General features: G+C 31.1%; 16 protein-coding genes. 1 reads left to right on the top strand and 15 read right to left on the bottom strand.

All coding sequences use genetic code 11. The annotated features are described in order from the left end of the window. The 12 genes from CD113_RS08155 to CD113_RS08210 all read right to left on the bottom strand — a co-directional run. The coding region (locus CD113_RS08155; protein ID WP_103262344.1) for a YkvI family membrane protein at positions 1 to 958 on the bottom strand (958 nt) is incomplete at its 3' end. A gap of 620 nt (positions 959 to 1,578) precedes the next feature. Next, on the bottom strand, positions 1,579 to 2,076 hold the full coding sequence (locus tag CD113_RS08160; protein WP_002463960.1) for a hypothetical protein: 498 nt from the start codon (positions 2,074 to 2,076) through the stop codon (positions 1,579 to 1,581). A gap of 115 nt (positions 2,077 to 2,191) precedes the next feature. Further along, positions 2,192 to 2,554 carry a dihydroxyacetone kinase phosphoryl donor subunit DhaM gene (gene dhaM, locus CD113_RS08165; RefSeq protein ID WP_002463961.1) on the bottom strand — a complete coding sequence of 121 codons (363 nt, stop codon included), beginning with the start codon at positions 2,552 to 2,554 and terminating at the stop codon, positions 2,192 to 2,194. Between the two features lie 2 nt (positions 2,555 to 2,556). Further along, entirely contained in the window at positions 2,557 to 3,132 is a 576-nt protein-coding gene (gene dhaL, locus CD113_RS08170) for a dihydroxyacetone kinase subunit DhaL (protein WP_002463962.1), read from the bottom strand. A 37-nt stretch (positions 3,133 to 3,169) separates the two neighbouring features. Further along, positions 3,170 to 4,138 (bottom strand): dihydroxyacetone kinase subunit DhaK, encoded by a 969-nt coding sequence (dhaK, locus tag CD113_RS08175; RefSeq protein WP_040802003.1) that lies wholly within the window; start codon positions 4,136 to 4,138, stop codon positions 3,170 to 3,172. A 153-nt stretch (positions 4,139 to 4,291) separates the two neighbouring features. Next, positions 4,292 to 5,308 (bottom strand): FecCD family ABC transporter permease, encoded by a 1,017-nt coding sequence (locus CD113_RS08180; RefSeq protein WP_002463966.1) that lies wholly within the window; start codon positions 5,306 to 5,308, stop codon positions 4,292 to 4,294. Then, positions 5,305 to 6,309, bottom strand: coding sequence for a FecCD family ABC transporter permease (locus CD113_RS08185; RefSeq protein ID WP_002463967.1), 1,005 nt, complete (start codon positions 6,307 to 6,309; stop codon positions 5,305 to 5,307). The genes CD113_RS08180 and CD113_RS08185 overlap by 4 nt, the downstream gene beginning before the upstream one ends. A gap of 43 nt (positions 6,310 to 6,352) precedes the next feature. After that, a complete protein-coding gene (locus CD113_RS08190; protein WP_002463969.1) occupies positions 6,353 to 7,150 on the bottom strand; it encodes an ABC transporter ATP-binding protein in 798 nt (265 codons plus the stop codon). Positions 7,151 to 7,645: 495 nt separating this feature from the next. Next, on the bottom strand, positions 7,646 to 8,476 hold the full coding sequence (locus CD113_RS08195) for a YitT family protein (protein WP_002463972.1): 831 nt from the start codon (positions 8,474 to 8,476) through the stop codon (positions 7,646 to 7,648). Positions 8,477 to 8,790: 314 nt separating this feature from the next. Continuing rightward, complete coding sequence (locus CD113_RS08200) at positions 8,791 to 8,883, bottom strand: hypothetical protein (protein WP_088177478.1); 93 nt, start codon at positions 8,881 to 8,883, stop codon at positions 8,791 to 8,793. Positions 8,884 to 9,041: 158 nt separating this feature from the next. Then, the gene (locus tag CD113_RS08205) at positions 9,042 to 10,271 is read right to left on the bottom strand and encodes a NupC/NupG family nucleoside CNT transporter (RefSeq protein ID WP_002463974.1); all 1,230 of its coding nucleotides are present in this window, start codon (positions 10,269 to 10,271) and stop codon (positions 9,042 to 9,044) included. Between the two features lie 597 nt (positions 10,272 to 10,868). Further along, entirely contained in the window at positions 10,869 to 12,596 is a 1,728-nt protein-coding gene (locus tag CD113_RS08210) for an ABC transporter ATP-binding protein (protein ID WP_002465255.1), read from the bottom strand. A 392-nt stretch (positions 12,597 to 12,988) separates the two neighbouring features. Between CD113_RS08210 and pbp4 the strand changes: the two genes are divergently transcribed. Further along, on the top strand, positions 12,989 to 14,284 hold the full coding sequence (gene pbp4, locus CD113_RS08215; RefSeq protein WP_002465256.1) for a penicillin-binding protein PBP4: 1,296 nt from the start codon (positions 12,989 to 12,991) through the stop codon (positions 14,282 to 14,284). Positions 14,285 to 14,436: 152 nt separating this feature from the next. On the opposite strand, the gene CD113_RS08220 is transcribed toward pbp4, so the two are convergent. From CD113_RS08220 to tagG, 3 genes are all read right to left on the bottom strand, one after another. Further along, positions 14,437 to 15,492: a glycosyltransferase family 2 protein gene (locus CD113_RS08220; protein WP_002465257.1), complete on the bottom strand. Its 1,056-nt coding sequence runs from the start codon at positions 15,490 to 15,492 to the stop codon at positions 14,437 to 14,439. Then, on the bottom strand, positions 15,489 to 16,580 hold the full coding sequence (gene tarB, locus CD113_RS08225; protein WP_040802453.1) for a teichoic acid glycerol-phosphate primase TarB: 1,092 nt from the start codon (positions 16,578 to 16,580) through the stop codon (positions 15,489 to 15,491). Before tarB ends, CD113_RS08220 begins: the two co-directional genes overlap by 4 nt. A gap of 336 nt (positions 16,581 to 16,916) precedes the next feature. Continuing rightward, positions 16,917 to 17,729 (bottom strand): teichoic acids export ABC transporter permease subunit TagG, encoded by an 813-nt coding sequence (gene tagG / locus CD113_RS08230; protein ID WP_002465259.1) that lies wholly within the window; start codon positions 17,727 to 17,729, stop codon positions 16,917 to 16,919. Positions 17,730 to 18,002 lie beyond the last annotated feature (273 nt).

An 18,002-nucleotide genomic window follows, 5' to 3' on the forward strand; every position in this document is an offset into this window, starting at 1 on the left:
ATTCTGTAAAGCCTACAAAACTTAAAATATATGCTGCTACCATCATAATAATAATAAATATATGATAGTTTTTACTATAAGGTTCTGTAAAGCGTGCAGCAAATGAGTACATTAGTCCTAAAATTGTATTGTACATAACTGCCAACATAATTACAGATAATATAGTAGCAACCATTGGGTGAATATTATTTGCTAATGTTAGCGTTGGTATTGAGGCGTTTTTGATTGTTGGATACTCACTTTGTAAAGCGAAGTTGATTAAAGCTAATAAAATTGTATAAATAATACCACCATACATTGCGCCAGCACCAGATACTGTACGTTTTTCAGTATCTCCACCAATGGCAACGATAGTACTAAATCCTACTGAGAACGCTAAACCACCATAAAGGGTACCAAACCAAATACCTTTCCAAATACTTGCATCAGGCACTACATGATTAACATCAGTTAATGACACGTGTCCTTTAAATAAATAAACTACTGCTATTAACACAACTAATACAATTAAAAATGGTGTCACTATGCCTAGTGCACGTACAATTTTATTAAAGTCTAATAATAGCGTTATATAAATGATAGCTGTCATGATTAATGCGCCTAACCATGTAGGTATATTATAACTTTCTTCAAACGTTGCACCAGCCCCTGCAATCATTGTTACTGCAATTCCAAATAAGAAAAATATTAATATATAGTCAAAAATCTTACTAAACTTTTTACCAAAAATATATTGTAAAGTTGATTCATGATTGGTTGCTTCAAAAGCAGTACCAATTTTAGCAACCTGTCGACCTATAAAAGCTAAAATAAATCCCGAAATAATTACGCCTATATAAGACCACAATCCAAATTTAGTAAAAAATTGCATAACTTCTTGTCCTGTCGAAAATCCTGCACCTACAACAATTCCGACATAGGCAAACCCAATTTTCGTTGCTTCTTTATTCATCTCCATGTGAATAATAGACCTCCTTAATTTTGCACAGTGTGCATTATAACGTACTTACATATTATTGCAAGTCGCCTGAGTTATTTTTCACTTTGGTCATAGTACTCAATCCATACGTACAATCGCATTTATTGACAATTCAAAAAAATTTATATTTTTTATTTATAATGCACTAACAAAATGAATTTTATTTAATTACTATATTCATCTATTATTCCCTTGTATCACAATATACATATTTATCCATTTTTTATTATGTTGATACGTCCAAAAAAGGAGTGGGACAGAAATAAATTTTATATAAAATTTATTTCGTAGATGCCTGTCTTGCACATTAATGTAAAATCCACACATGGATTTTTGATAACAGGTCCCACCCATCGTGGCAACACTGACTAGATTTGTAAAACGTGGATTGACCAACATGTTACAAACTAGACAGTTACTGCTAAATGCTTGAATTGAAGTGTGCAATATTATTGTCCCAGTCTCTTCGAACCACCGTTTATAAAAGCATTCCATATTAATTGTTATAATTCAAAAAAATGAGTGGAACATATGTATGCTCCACTCATTTATAAGATTATGATATTAAAAAATCAAAACAATATTACATTTATCATTCTTTAACGTGCGTTACGTTGGTGTAATTCATTAATATTAACAACAACATTATCCATACGTTTAGCAGTATCTTTCAATACATTACGTGCAACATTATTATTTGGATCTAATTTCAATATTTGTTTAGCTATATCAAAGGCTTTCTTATCAGAAATAACCGGTGTAGGTATGGCATGTAATAATAGCATTTGTAATAAACTTTTAACTTCTTTACCGTCAGTAAGTTTTATGGAAGCGTCTGCATGATAATAAGCAGAATCTAAAGCACCTTTATATTCGCTTAGCGGATACACGAGCAATAAAAATGCTAAGTCATGCATTTCAGCTGATTCTTCATGCTTAATCATATCTAAAATACACGTATAAAACATCATACTTTCTACTTCATGTGCACTCGAAATATATGCTTCTTCAAATTCCATAAAATCTGTTTCGGACATCAGTTGTCTTACCGAATTAAACTCGCCATTTAATACATGTTTCTTTATTAGATGTTGCATGGCTATGTCCTCCTATTTGTCCAGATTTTATTAAACATTCATATATATAATATCACATTTTCTATAAAGTTTCATTTGAAAAAGAAATACGTTTTTAAATAATTTAAAATTCAAACTAAAAGTTTAACTTAACCTCTTGAACTGCATCCTCTAATGAGCCACCTACCGAAAGCTTAACTGCAGCTGTAAAAGATCCTTCTACAATCGGAGCATCAACTTTACTAATTTGATAATCTCCTGCATACATTTCTATAGCCATATCGAGATTCATTTCAGAAGAACCTATATCATAAAAGCACAGTGCATCATCATTTAATTCATTTAACACATGATTAATATCATCAAAAGACGTTCCTATAGTACCATCTTTTAGACCGCCTTTGGCTACTACATTAACATTACCAGCCATTTGTTGAATAAGTTGTTTTGTACCTTGTGCAATATCGTTACTATGACTAATTAATACGATTGTTGTCATCCTTATTCTTCTCCTATCAATGCACTTAAAATATAAACCATGCTTTGTGCGCCGGGATCAATATATCCTTTAGAATCTTCTTTAAAGTAGGCGGCTCTACCTTTTGTGGCAACCATATTTTTAGTATCATTAGCCAGTTGCTGCAATTGTTCAACTGTTAATTTATCTCCATTAGCATAATTGTCTGCTGCTCTTTTAACAACATCATACATTGTTTTTTCATTAAGCTCTACTTTTCCTCTTGTAGCAATAGCATCTGCAAAAGTATACAATAATTGCCCTAAATTTTGACTATCAATATCGTCATTAACTACAGTTGACATTTTGACAAAACTAAAACCGTATAAAGGCCCCGAAGCACCTCCAATATTCGACATTAATGTCATACCCGTTGACTTAAATAGTGATTGCATCGAACTATCATCAATATTTTCTTTCACAGCGGAAAATCCTCTCAACATATTAACGCCATGATCTCCATCTCCGATTGCTCTATCTAAATCTGTTAATTCGTCTTCTTGTTGTTTAAACGTTGTTTCTAATTGTAATAAGCGTTGTTTCATTTCACTAACGTTCATTTTTACACCTCATTAATGTATATTTATTCATTTATTTTTAATGAAAATATGGACTTGATGTCTTCGCATTGAATGCTTCTAAATATTGTGGTTGATTAGGAACAATAGTTATAGAAAAACCCTGCATATCTAAAGAAGTCATATAATCTCCTATTAACCATTTTGCAACTACTATATCTTCAGCTTTTAAATAATTACTAATGAATTTTGTTGCAATGTTAAGTTCTGATAATGGCGTACCACCCATACCATTAACCATGACAATGATATCATTAGCTTTGATTTCTTTAAATAATTCACTTAATAATGATTGCGTAATACGTTCTATATCTTGCATTTTTGTTCTATGCAACCCTTTTTCACCATGTATGCCAATTCCAATTTCCATTTGATCATCTTCAATATCAAAGCCATATTTCCCAGTAGTTGGTACTAATGGTGGGCTAATAGCCATACCTAAGCTTTTTATCGTAGGTATAAATACGTCTAATTGTTCTTTAATCTCTTCCAAAGTATTACCTTGTTCTGCAAGATAACCAGCGTATTTATGAACTAATACTGTCCCAGCAACACCACGTCGTTGTTCTTCATTTGAAACTGCAATATCATCTTTAACAATAACCATTTCAACATTAATGCCTTCCATGTCAGCCATTTCTTGAGCCATTTCAAAGTTCATAACGTCACCAGCATAATTTTTTACTACTAGTAAAACACCAGCATCATTATTAACATATTTGATGGCTTCCAAAATTTTATCTGGTGTTGGAGAAGTAAAAATTTCTCCACATACTGCCGCATCAAGCATTCCTTGTGCAACATAACCAGCATGAGCCGGTTCATGACCACTACCACCTCCTGATACGATTGCGACACCAGAAGTTTTCTTCTCTCTTTTTACTACTACCGTGTCTGCAATGACCGTTAATTCAGGCTGTGTGATTAATAAACCATCTAGCATATCTGTTAAAAATGTTTCTTTTTGTTTAATCAGTTTTTTCATCATTTTTCCTCCTTATGATTTCAGTCATAGTATAAAACAGAATTTGTGAATGCGCTATCATTAAGACACACCAAAAATAAATACGAATACTATTAATTGGTAATAAAAAAAGAACCTGAAAAATTATTAATTTCAGATTCTTTAACTTTTTAAAGTTTATACACTTTTTGTTTTATACATAAGATATAAGAAGTATGGTGTACCTATAATTGCCACTACAATTCCAGCTGGAACTCCTGCAGGTTGCAAGACAATTTTACCAATTGTATCTGCTATAACGAGTAACAATGCACCAACTAAAATGGCAATAGGTAAAAACAATTGATGTCGAGGCCCAACAATACGTTTAGCAATATGTGGTCCCATTAACCCAATAAATGAAATAGAACCTGCAACTGCTACAGCAACTGATGATAGTATAACTGCAATAAAGAACAGAATAATACGTTCTCTATTTAAATGAACACCAAGACCACGAGCGATGTTATCACCTGTATGAATTATATTTAAGGCATTAGATTTATATAATAAATATGGCACTATAATAATAATCCAAGGTATAAAAGCAATAACAAATGGCCATTCATCACCCCAAATATTACCAGCAAACCATTTTGCTATAAACTCAGATTGATTTTCATCAAATTTTGACATAATAGTAATTGATCCACCATACAATGCAGTTTGTAATCCTACACCTATTAGGACCATACTTGCCGGTGTTACGCCTTCATTTTTGTTGAAACTAAATGTAAAAATGAGTAATGCTGTCGCTATACCACCTATCACACTGATTAGAGGTAAGACATAGACGAAATTATCTGCATTTATTTGACCAATTGAGATGAATAACGCTATAGCGAAGCCTCCACCTGCATTTATCCCTAAAATGCCAGGCTCAGCAATTGGGTTTTTAGTGACACTTTGAACGATAGCACCACTTAAACTCAAAGCTGCTCCTGCTAAAATAGTAATAATCATACGTGGTAATCTAAAATCTATTAAAATTAATGAATCAGTATAATCACCTTGACCTATTAATGTTTTTAGGAAACGTCCTAAAGGAATATTATATTCACCTGACGTAATACTCCAAGTACATGCCATAAATAGTAAAATAACAAAGATAACGAGTGCAATAAGTTGTCGACGTCGACTACTACTATCTATCATATTGTACGTCCCCCTCTCTTAACTAAATATAAGAAGTACGGTACGCCAATAAATGATATGATTGCGCCAACTGGTGCTTCACCAAGGAATCTTGCTACCATATCTGCAATCAGAACTAAAATGCCACCCAACAATGCCGTTAAAGGTAATACTTTGGCATAATCTGTACCAATTAAAAAACGTACAATATGCGGTACCATTAATCCTACAAAAGCTACTTGACCAGCAATCGATACAGCAACACCAGCCAATATCATAGCAATAATTAAGCTGACACCTCTAATAATTGCTACATTTTGACCTAATCCTTTAGCTAATGTTTCTCCTAAATTTAAAATAGTCAATTGTTTACTCATTATTAAAATAATAAATAGAGCTATTAAAACTACCGGTAAACTCCATTTCAATTGAGACCATGTTGTCCCAGTTACACCACCGGCTGTCCAAAATGTTAATGTTTGATTTAATTTGAATATTAATGCTATACCTTGGCTAAGTGCTGTTAATAATGCACTGACAGCTGCACCGGCTAAAATAATTCTCATAGGACTAAAACCATCACGTCTTGAGCGCCCAATCATAAGGACCATTGTCCCACCTAAAATAGCACCTAAAAATCCTGCAAACATCACAAATAAAAATGACACATTTGGTATAAAAGCATAAGTTAATGCTAAAGCAAATGAAGCACCTGAATTCAAACCAATTAAAGCTGGGTCAGCTAAACCGTTGCGTGTAACACCCTGGATTACAGCACCAGCAACTGCTAAAGCCATACCGACAATAATAGCAGCGATATTTCTTGGTATTCTAATTTCAGTTATCACATTTTGTTGTTGATTCGTTGGATCATAATTAAATATCGCTTCTATAATAGTAGAAACGTTGATTTTGGCATCTCCAAATAAAATAGAAAGAAATAGCGCTATAATTAGCACTATTACCGCTCCAATCATATATGCCGTAAATTTTAACTGTGTATTTTTATTTCTACTTGTCATCATCATTACCCTTTTTTATTTTTATGGATATTAACGTTTGAATTTATGAATAAGCTTTTCTACAAAGATCGTAAGTGACTAATAGTGGTTTACCAGTTTTTGGATCTTCACTAAGAACTACATCAATATTAAATACTTCTTCTAAGATTTCTTGTGTTAATACCTCTTGAGTAGATCCTGTTGCAATAATATCTCCTTTTTTCATGGCAATTAAATGATCTGAAAAGCGTATTGCTTGATTGATGTCATGTAATACCATAACAATAGTACAACCTTGTTCTTGATTTAACTTTTGTACTAACTCTAAAATCTCTAACTGATGACAGATATCTAAATATGTCGTCGGCTCATCTAAGAATATAATGTCAGTTCTTTGTGCTAAAGCCATCGCTATCCACACACGTTGTCTTTGTCCACCACTTAAGTCATTAATAGAACGATGCTGAAATTCTTTTGTTCCAGTCACTTCCATAGCCCAATCTATCTCTGCTTTATCTTCCGCACTTAATCTCCCAAAACCTTTTTGATGCGGGAATCTTCCATAAGATACTAATTCACCTACTGTTAGCCCATCAGCAACTTCAGGTGATTGTGGTAATATCGCTATCTTTTTGGCAATTTCTTTAGTTGATTGTGTATGAATATTTTGTCCGTCTAAATTAACTTGTCCTTCTTTCACTGCTAATAAACGTGACAAAGCTTTCAGTAATGTTGATTTGCCACAACCATTTGGTCCAATAATAGATGTCACTTTACCATCTGGAATTTCAACATCTAAATGATTAATAATAGTGTTATCGCCATATCCAATTTTTACTTGTTGACCATTTAAACGGCTCATAATTTCCCTACTTTCTTCAATATCAATTTATTGCATTTTACAAAATAAATTTAATCGTTATAAATTTGATTTTTTCCCAATTGATAATCATTATCATAGACGATATTATAACATTTTTCTATCTTGTTGACTAACATTCCATTTATTATATTTATCTGTCAATTAATATAATAAAACTTCTCTAGTAAAATGTCACAGTAACTAACACTTTTATAGAGAAGTTTATATAGAAGCGTATGAGACAGAAATGAATACTTTCAACAATTTATTTCATCTATATCTATCTTGAACTTTTAATGCCAATTAGATTTCTCCTTTTTACTAGCGCTTCCCCAACTTGTACTTTAAAGTAAAAATTTTAATAATGAATTCCATCCACTGCTGTAAGACTCACTTAGAATATGAAACCTTAATCAATCACTATTTTATATTCCAAACAATTACGATTAAACCTATTATATTAACTATAGAATGCTGTTGTACTATGTCCTACTGTTAATCGTCAAAAAAGCCATTACCATAAACATCACGTACATCATGTATTACTAAAAAAGCATGCTCATCGAATTTTTTGATTAAACGTTTAGCTTTTGATACTTGCGTTTTTGAAATTACAACATATAGTACATCTTTTTCTTCACGGGTATAATAACCATGGCCATTTAATATTGTTAAGCCTCTACCGATTTGTTCATCAATTGCTTTTGCTAATTCATCAGGTTTAGTAGAGATAATTGTCATAGCTTTTTTAGTATTCAAACCTTCGATAACAAATTCCATAACTTTTGTACCTATATAAAGTGAAATAACAGTGACTAACACTTTATCTATTGGTATCACACTTAATGAAATAAGTACGACAATAATATCAAAGCCAAAGAGTGCATATGGCGTACTAACATCTAAATATTTGGTTGCTATTCTAGCTAAAATAGTAGTACCTGCTGTTGTTCCACCAGCTAAAACAATAACCCCAATGCCTAAACCAACACTAGCTCCACCAAAAATAGCATTAACAATAATATTACCTGTTTCTATTTGCCATGTCTTAGTTAAACTTAAAAATATAGAAATGAGTATAGTAACGATGATGGTTAAGTACATACTTCTTTTACTTAAAAACTTATAGCCGATAGCAATTAAAACTGCATTAACTACAAAGTTTGTAATGGCTGGTGACAGATGAAAGGCATAGTATAAAATAATAGCGATACCAGTAACGCCACCTTCACCAAGATTACCAGATATAATAAACGCATTAACGCCGGCTGAAAATACAAATGAGCCAAAGACTATTAATATTAAATCTCTCAATGTTTTATTCACTTAACCATCCCCTTTTTATTTATTAGACTATAAAAATAGTAGCACACTAAAAAAAGCGTCACAACACTCTTTAAGCAACTTTATTAAGTATAAGTTAGGAAAGCTTTTAACATGGATTTATTTCCTAGTTAATCTTAACTCTACAAGATTGACCAGTATTATAAGGAAAATCAATGAACAATATTTTATTATCTAGATAGTTACTGCTAATCACATTAAGTATAGTGTGATCAGTCTTAAAACCATTGCCTATACTGCTATTTTACAAAGAAGTTCAAACATTATTGTAATATTTTTAAAAATATTCTGAATTTTTAATTTACTTTTACTTTGTTATCTGCTATACTGTTTTTAACTTCTTCAATAAAGAAGTTATCTCCTTTGTGTTGTTTATAATAACAAAACAAATTTTGCTCGAAGTACTATGACTGTACCTAGTCCTTACTGTCATTAGTACAATAATATTCATTTCCCATAAAAGCCAAGTACATAGCAATGTGTACTTGGTTTTTATTATGGCAATAAAAAGAGTACGCATTGGATGCGTACTCTAACTCACTTGAACTTACCATGCAAATAAACCAACAAATGCTGCTGTTAATAATGAAACAAGAATACCAGCTAATAACATCATTGGAACGTATTTTGAAACAAAGTCAGTTGTTTTCTTATCAACAATTCCTTTCAATGTCCCTATAATCATTCCTATTGTTGAGAAATTAGCAAATGATATTAAGAATGTTGTTATAACAGCACGATGATGTGGTGTATATGAACTGATTTTACTAGAAATTTCACCCATGACAACAAACTCATTAGTTACTATTTTCTTGGCCATTTGTTGTGCTACTAGCCATGCTTCATCTAAAGGTAAACCTAATAACAAGGCAAATGGATACATAAAGACACCTAAGATTTGATTTAGACCAAAGCTACCTTTCATTCCAATCCAGTGAGCAACTATACCAGTAATCAAGTTGATAAAGCGATCAATTAAATCTGCTAATGCTACAAAACTAATAACAAATGCAATAATGATTAATACTAATTTACCAGCGGCTAATACAGAATCACCTAAAAATGAGAAGAATGGTTGTCGTTCTACTTCATTATTTTTAATACTATAAATAATATCTTCTCGTTCTTCAACACTCACTGGATTTAATAAGCACGCAACAATAATAGCGTTAACTATGTTTAAAGGAATCGCAGTTAGAACTAATTCACCTGGTACCATTTGAACGTAAGCCCCAACAATGGCACCTGATACTGAGCTCATAGACATCATAGCAATTGTTAGTACACGCATTTCGTTCATACGTTTTAACTGTTCGCTAGATACTGCTAATGCTTCAGTATTTCCTAAAAACATCATTTCAATACCAAAAAATGATTCAAATTTTGGTTGACGTGTAACTTTTGCTAACAACCAACCAATTGCACCAATCAATTTAGGCAAAATATTAAAATACATTAAAATATCAAATAATGGCACAATTAATAAAATTGGGAATAAAGCTGAAACTGCCATATCCATCATTTTAGTGTTGACAAAACTAGCAAATGCAAACTTTGTACCAGCATGTGCAGAATCTACTACCCAAGCAATACCATTAGCCAACCCTTTTACTGCTGACTGTCCCCATGGGAAATAGATAAAAAACCATGCTAAAAATAAATTCAATAACACTAATATTGCAATTGATTTCCATTGAATATTCTTTCTATCTCTAGAAAATAGAACTGCAATACCTAAGAATACAAACAGACCAATAATATTGATGAGTAAAAACATTTGGCACCTACCTATATTTTATTTTTTGAAAATTTAGATATCATATTTTATTAAAATAGGGAGCGTAATAGAGCCTGGGAGAAAATGTATTTTGCACTTAAAATTAAGTACTTGGCAGTAACTGTCTGATTTTCAAAAAGTTGATAAATCAACATTTTGAAAACCTAGTCAGTCTTGCCGGGGTGGGATTACGAAATAAATTTTATATGAAATTTATTTCTGTCCCACTCCCGTTGCTGTCCGCTTTGTAAAAAAATACAAAATCCACTCATGGATTTTTGACGACGGATCCTGTCCACCTGGTATGACAGACTAATATTTAAAAAACGAGGTTTATCACCATTTTTTATACAGACAGTCACTGCGAATTACTACAAATTTTTATAGAAATTTTATCTCAGACTCCTCACCCAATTAACAAGGTAACTTAAAATGAAATATGACATTCACTATATGTATTTTTCTTTCAGTTTTAATTATACCACGCCACTTTTTGTGTTAAAATATCGATTTTGTTAAATCACTTGTTATATTTTTGCTATTATAAAAATAAGCATTTCATTGTATTATTACTCGGAACAATGAAATGCTTATGTGTTAATCTGATAATTTTTGTGATGTTACAAAATGTTTATATTTCTCATGTGTCTGTAACAATTCTGCATGCGTACCTTTTCCGGTTACAACACCCTTATCTAAGAAGATAATTTGTCCTGCTTTTTTAATTGTTGATAATCGATGTGCAATAACAATTGTTGTTCTACCTTCCATTAAGGTTTCTAATGCTTCTTGAATTTTCAATTCACTTTCACTATCTAAGTTAGCCGTTGCCTCATCGAGAAGTAAAATATCTGGATTTTTGACAAAACTTCTAGCAATATCAATTCTTTGACGTTGACCACCAGATAATTTAAGTCCTCTTTCACCAACAAGTGTATCGTATCCTTCGTCGAATTGCATGATGAAATCATGACAGTTAGCTAATTTTGCATATTCTATTAACTCTTCATCAGACACGTGTCGGTTAATTCCATATAAAATATTATCTCTAATCGTTCCACTCATCATTGAGTTAGATTGCATGACATAACCGATTTTACGCCGCCATTTAGATAACGGAATATTATAAATACTATCATTGCCATATTTGATATCTCCAGTTTCTATATCATACATGCGTTCTATCAAATTAAATATCGTACTTTTACCCGAACCAGAAGGACCTACAAATGCACTGACCTGTCCTTGTGGAATATTAAATGATACATCATCCAATATTTTCTTCACATCGTATTTAAAATCAACATGTTCAAATGATAAGATACCTTCATTAATTAACACATGTTCAGAATCTTCTAATGCTTCAGTAGCTTCAATAGGTTCTTGCATAATTTCATAAATTCTATTACTTGCACCTACAGCCTTTTTATAATCAGTAACTAGTGTAGATAAGTTAATCAATGGCATTGAAAGCTGAATAACATAAAATATCATAGCAATTAATGTACCAGCTGTTATCGCACCAGTTGATATTTCTAACGCACCAAATCCTAAAATAATAGCAATTGTTAATAGCATCACCACACCAGAAATCGGCTGTACAATAGCTGATATTTTAGCTTGTTTTAAACCTAATTTATAAATTTCATTTAGATTTTTATGAGCATTATCTAATTCTAAACGTTCTGTGTTAGATACTTTTACTAAACGCATTTCAGTAAGTACTCTACCTAATAAACCACTAAAATTAGCAATTTCTGATTGCGTATTGATAGAAATACGCTGCATTACTCTACCTAAAGGAACCATGATCAAAATAAAAATAGGAATAGTAATAAATGTTAATAACGTCATTTTCCAATCTAAAATAAATAACATGACCATCGATCCTATTAAGGTAACTAATGATGGTAATAAATTAGGAAGTTTTTGAGATATAAATTCATTAATAACTTTAGTATCATCAGTTAAACGGCTCATTAATTGACCACTTTCATTTTTATCAAAAAATGGCATTTTTAATTGAATGATATGTTCCCATAATACTGAACGAATAGCATAAATAATTTTTTCACCAATTTTGCTCAGTAAATATAAACCTAAACCACTTAATAATGCATTAACTAAAAAAATGCCTGCAAAAATACCAATGAGCCCGAAATTCATATTACTCACTGAAAACTTATCTACTAAACGCCCTGTAAATAATGGTACAAGCAAACCACTTAAACTTCCCAATGATGAGATGGTCACTGCTGCAATAATTAGCCCTATTGGCCACTTAAGCTTTTTAAATAAGAAAAACAAAGGGTTTTGTTGTTTCATTGTCTTACCTCTTTTAATTATATTGGTTTACTCAACAAAGTGCTAACAAATAATAATTTCATTCTTCATTAAATTTCAAAAAGTCAATTATGTTAATTTCCCAAAATACCTTTTAGAACATTTATATGATAGAATATTGCTATTGCAAAATTTTAATAAAGTCTAAATCAATAACAACCATCCATTAACAATGTTAATTACTTATATGTAATTTCATACTTCGCAGTAATCATTATAACACCAACTGTTTTGCTAGTTAATCAATTGATATTACTTTTCAAATTTATTGCAATAAATGCTTATGTTCAATCATAAATTAATGAGATTTAGTAATCTAACACTTACGTGTTTTTAATTGGGAATATTTTATGGAAAAGGAAGATTTAAGTATTATGAAAAAATTATTTACTTTAATGCTCATGTTAATATTAGTAAGCGTCATATTAACACCCTTGGCTCAAGCTGCCAATAGTAGTGAAACACCTGTCCAAGTTGCAAATAACTATGGCTATAGTGGTGTAACTGAAGCTTATCAACCAACAAGTGCCATTAATGTTAGCCAAACTGGACAAATTTTATATCAATATAATGTTGATACGAAATGGAATCCTGCTTCAATGACTAAATTGATGACCATGTATTTAACATTGGAAGCAGTCAATAAAGGTAAACTTTCATTAAATGACAAAGTTAAAATGACAGATAAAGAATATTTAATGTCAACATTACCTGAATTAAGTAATACTAAATTGTATCCTGGGCAAGAATGGACAATTGCTGACCTACTACAAATTACAGTATCAAATTCGAGTAATGCTGCAGCTTTAATCTTAGCGAATAAAGTTTCTAAGAACACTAATGATTTCGTTGATTTAATGAATAAAAAAGCTAAAGATTTAGGAATGACAAATACTCATTTTGTTAATCCTACGGGAGCTGAAAACTCTAGATTGCGTAGTTTTGCTCCTTCAAAATATAAAAATGAAGAGCGTAATTCAACAACTGCAAGAGATTATGCTATCCTAGATCAACATGTTATTAAAGAAACGCCTAAAATTTTACATTTTACTAAGCAATTAGCACCAACAACTCATGGGGTAACCTATTATACATTTAATCATTCTCTCGAAGGTGCTAAAATGAGCCTTCAAGGAACAGACGGTCTTAAAACTGGCTCAAGTGATACTGCTAATTACAATCATACGATCACTACAAAACGTGGTAAATTTAGAATCAATCAAGTACTTTTAGGTGCAGGAGATTACGATAACCTTGGCGGTGAAAAACAGCGTAATATGATGGGCAATGCTTTAATGGAACAATCCTTTAATAAATATAAATATCAAAAAATATTGTCTAAAGGTGAACAAAAAATTAATGGTAAAAAATATTATGTAGAAAGTGATTTATATGATGTGTTACCAGCAGATTTTTCTAAAAAGGATTATGACTTAGTTATCAATGATGGTAAAGTACACGTCGATTATGACAGACAATTTATTAATAAAAGTACAGGTCCACCATCCGTTGACATTCATAAACCTATAGTTCATAAAGCCAACGCAGTGGCTAAAAACACTTGGACTGAACACCCTATTTTAGCAATTATCGGTGGTGCCATTATAGTTATTGCCTTAGCTTATTTGATTTTTAAAATCATACATGCAGTTTTTAAAAACCGTAAATAACAACTAACAAAACCATCTCTATTGAAGTTCACATCATACTGAACAACAATAGAGATGGTTTTTTGCTTTGTTATTACTATATTACTTTTGTTTTTATCAGTGACGCAGTCGATATTTTAAATTTTTAGGACTACCTTTTTAATCAAAAGTAACTACTTTCTTTTATTTTTCGTTGATTTCATAAGTTTCTTAGCTATTAATTGCAACTTGAATTTTCTTAATCCAGGACGTTTAATGCCTATATTAACGAGACTATTCTTCCACATTTCATAAGTTTCATTTGTCCAGTCACTTCCAAAATGTTCAACTGTGTAAACAATATCAAATACATTACTATAAAGATAATCAGTATGTTGCATATTTTCAATATATGTAACCACTTCACTTATAAACTCAACTGTTAAAGTTGAATGCTGTGTTAAATAATCTTGTAGTACTTTATTGTAAAGATTGACATCCATAACTTCACTGTAAATTAATTTTTGGGTTTTTAATAATAAAGATTCCATCACTTGTTGTCTGATAAGACATAACTGACTACTTACTTTACTAAATTCTACATTTTCAGCTGAATTTCGATAACTACTATTATCACCTATGATTATATTGGGTACTAATTGTACGTCAGTTGCTTTTGTTAATGCTTTAGCAATAAATAAATGACTGTATGCTAAATTAATATCCTCACTACATCTTAAAGATAAAAATTTCGTACTAAATAATTTAGCGTTAAACGACATATCATAGAGTAACTCTGGTTGATGACTTAAAGTAGTCAAGCGCTCACTTTGAATCATTTGACTAGATGTTTTTGAACGCCATTCACCATGGTAATCTGTAGCAACTTGTCCCACAACAATATCGATATTACTATCGCTTTGAAACGCTGTCGTTAACATGTTTAACCTACTCGGTAAGATAACACTATTAGGAAGTAAAACCATAAATGCTTCATTACTTGCACTCTCGTTATGTTCAACCGCCATTAACCCTCTATTAATACAACTTCCTAGTGATGATTGATGGTGATGAATAATTGAAATATTTTTCAATTCTCTCGATAGTTCTTCAACCATTTCCACTGTACGGTCTTCAGATCCACCGTCAACACAAATAATGTTATAGTTTTCATTACTATTGATAGACGTTAATGCTGCCTTAATTGTTTGGTCATGATTTAGCATTGGCACAATAATTGTTAATTTCATTTATTTTTCATCACACTTTCTATAAATTTTATTAATTTAGTCATACTGTTTTCATCATTGTATTGATGCCAATCTTTGAATATAGGTAAAAATGCGGTGTGAGATTCTCTAATTAATGCGATTAACTCTCCTTCAGATTTAACTTTATATGCTGCTGGTATTTGATAATAATATGAATTGAGTCCACGCGTTTTTTCATATTCCTCTTCATCATAAACAAAAAATATCGTAGGCGTATTAATTAGACTAGCCTCTATCGGTATCGAACTATAATCACTAATGATTAAATCTGCCATAATGAGCAACTCAGGAGTTGTAATCAGTGAATTATCGTTAGTTTTAACTGATGGATGATATTTGCTAATGAGTGTATAGTTAGGTAATTGTTGTTCAAAATATGCCTTATCAAGTGTTTTATTATCAGTATTTTCTCTATATGTCGGTAAATATACTACTAATTTTTTATTTATATGATATCGCTCTTTCAATTTTTTCTTTAGCTGTTTCATGTCAGTTATGAAATATTGTTGCAATCTTGGCAGACCATATTTTAACATTTGGTGCTCATTCGTTGCATATGCAGTTGCAAAGCATTGCGACATGTTATCTGAACCAATTAAATAATAATCTGTTGCATTATATACTTTTTTATACTGTGCAACTATTTTCTTATTATTGTTATCAACTTGATGATCAGCTAAACCAAAAAGTTTGAGTGCTCCACTAGCATGCCACGTTTGAATAATGGTTTGATCTTTATTTTTACGAAATCCACCTAACAGTAAATAATAATTATCAATGATAACTACCTTTGCTTCTTTTAAAGCTTTAACTTGTTGCAAGACATGACTTTGATTACTATTTATTACCGTCGTATGAGCTAAATTTTGTAACAAATGATTATTTGTTTTATTGGTAATTACAGTTAAGTCATATCCTTCTTCATGCAATGTCGTAATAATTGGCATCATATCATCTGGAAAAGTCATCAGTACAGTTATATGCCCTGACTTAATACGTACTGGAAACATAGCTATCGTGATTAGCTTTATAATCAAAAAATATACTCTTTTTATTAAATTCTCCATTATATCCCAACTTTTACTTTTTAATTTTAGTAGTCATTAATGAGACTGAGACAAAAACATTTCACACTTAAATTCAAGCATTTGGCAGTAACTGTCTGGTTTGTAAAATGTTGATGAATCAACGTTTTACAAACCTAGTCAGTCTTGCCGGGGTGGGATTACGAAATAATTTGTTATGAAACAATTATTTCTATCCCACTCCCCTTTCAAGAAAATATTAATTACTATATTACAAATAAATTAAACACTAACTGTACTACTATTTTTATTAGTATAAACAAAAAGAAACCTCACTGCCATTTTTAAATGTAGTGAGGTCATTTTTAAATCGTTTATTTAAAGGAAATCTGCAAATTGATCTCGATACTTCATGTGTAAAATTGAGCCAAGGATAAAGAATACTGCTATGACAACAATGTTATACAACATTAAATGCCAATGTTCGATAAAGTACCATTGATGGAAAAGTATCGACGCACGATATGACTCTGCGATGAAGTATACTGGATTGAACTTCATAATATCATGAATCAAACCACTAACACCGTGGTTTTTCGGCATCCATAATATTGGAGAAAAGTAGAATAATATTCGTAGCAATGCTTGCATTAACATTTGCGTGTCTCTAACAATAACTCCTAATGTAGATGTAAATAACGCCACCGATGCTGTAAAGAAATAGCAAAATGGTACAAATATGAACAACTGTACGATATGAATGGTTGGGTATATCCCATTAAACATACAAACAATGATAATAACCAACAATAAACCAATGTGTCCATAAAATTTACTTGTAACCATATATGTTGGAATAATAGATAATGGAAAGTTCATCTTAGCAACTTGATTAAATTTTTGTGTAATAGCTTTGGTACCACCTAAAATACCTTGGTTTATGAAAAACCACATACTAATACCTACTAATAGCCAAAACACAAAAGGTATACCGTTTATTGGTGCGTTACTTCGAATTCCTAAACCAAAGACCATCCAATAAATTATTATTTGCATAGCTGGATTAATTATTTCCCAAGCTATCCCTAAATAGTTACTATGATTTAAAATTTTAACTTGAAATTGTGCAAGTCTTTGAATTAAATAAAAATTCTTAACATGCTCTTTAATAACAGTACCTACTGCCGACATTTAACAAACCACACTTTCAAATGAATAACTACTTCTACTTATTATACAACTAACTACCAACGTTTGGCAGGTTAACCGCTTCTACAAGTTATCATTTTATTATAAGTATATTGTATTATACAATCATTTAAGTTGAAATATCTTTGAATTTTATCTATGATTATTGTCATTCATAAATTATTATTATTTTTAAAGCGAAAATTAAAAATAAAATCTTCTCTTCACTTTACAACAGCTTTTAAAATTTAACAACTGATGTATAGTATATTATAA

The organism is Staphylococcus simiae (assembly GCF_002902085.1).
GTDB lineage: Bacteria > Bacillota > Bacilli > Staphylococcales > Staphylococcaceae > Staphylococcus > Staphylococcus simiae.

Coding starts and splice junctions, on each gene's coding strand:
- CD113_RS08160 (WP_002463960.1), bottom strand. CDS start 2,076: ATGCAACATCTAATAAAGAAACATGTATTAAATGGCGAGTTTAATTCG.
- dhaM (WP_002463961.1), bottom strand. CDS start 2,554: ATGACAACAATCGTATTAATTAGTCATAGTAACGATATTGCACAAGGT.
- dhaL (WP_002463962.1), bottom strand. CDS start 3,132: ATGAACGTTAGTGAAATGAAACAACGCTTATTACAATTAGAAACAACG.
- dhaK (WP_040802003.1), bottom strand. CDS start 4,138: ATGATGAAAAAACTGATTAAACAAAAAGAAACATTTTTAACAGATATG.
- CD113_RS08180 (WP_002463966.1), bottom strand. CDS start 5,308: ATGATAGATAGTAGTAGTCGACGTCGACAACTTATTGCACTCGTTATC.
- CD113_RS08185 (WP_002463967.1), bottom strand. CDS start 6,309: ATGACAAGTAGAAATAAAAATACACAGTTAAAATTTACGGCATATATG.
- CD113_RS08190 (WP_002463969.1), bottom strand. CDS start 7,150: ATGAGCCGTTTAAATGGTCAACAAGTAAAAATTGGATATGGCGATAAC.
- CD113_RS08205 (WP_002463974.1), bottom strand. CDS start 10,271: ATGTTTTTACTCATCAATATTATTGGTCTGTTTGTATTCTTAGGTATT.
- CD113_RS08210 (WP_002465255.1), bottom strand. CDS start 12,596: ATGAAACAACAAAACCCTTTGTTTTTCTTATTTAAAAAGCTTAAGTGG.
- pbp4 (WP_002465256.1), top strand. CDS start 12,989: ATGAAAAAATTATTTACTTTAATGCTCATGTTAATATTAGTAAGCGTC.
- CD113_RS08220 (WP_002465257.1), bottom strand. CDS start 15,492: ATGAAATTAACAATTATTGTGCCAATGCTAAATCATGACCAAACAATT.
- tarB (WP_040802453.1), bottom strand. CDS start 16,580: ATGGAGAATTTAATAAAAAGAGTATATTTTTTGATTATAAAGCTAATC.
- tagG (WP_002465259.1), bottom strand. CDS start 17,729: ATGTCGGCAGTAGGTACTGTTATTAAAGAGCATGTTAAGAATTTTTAT.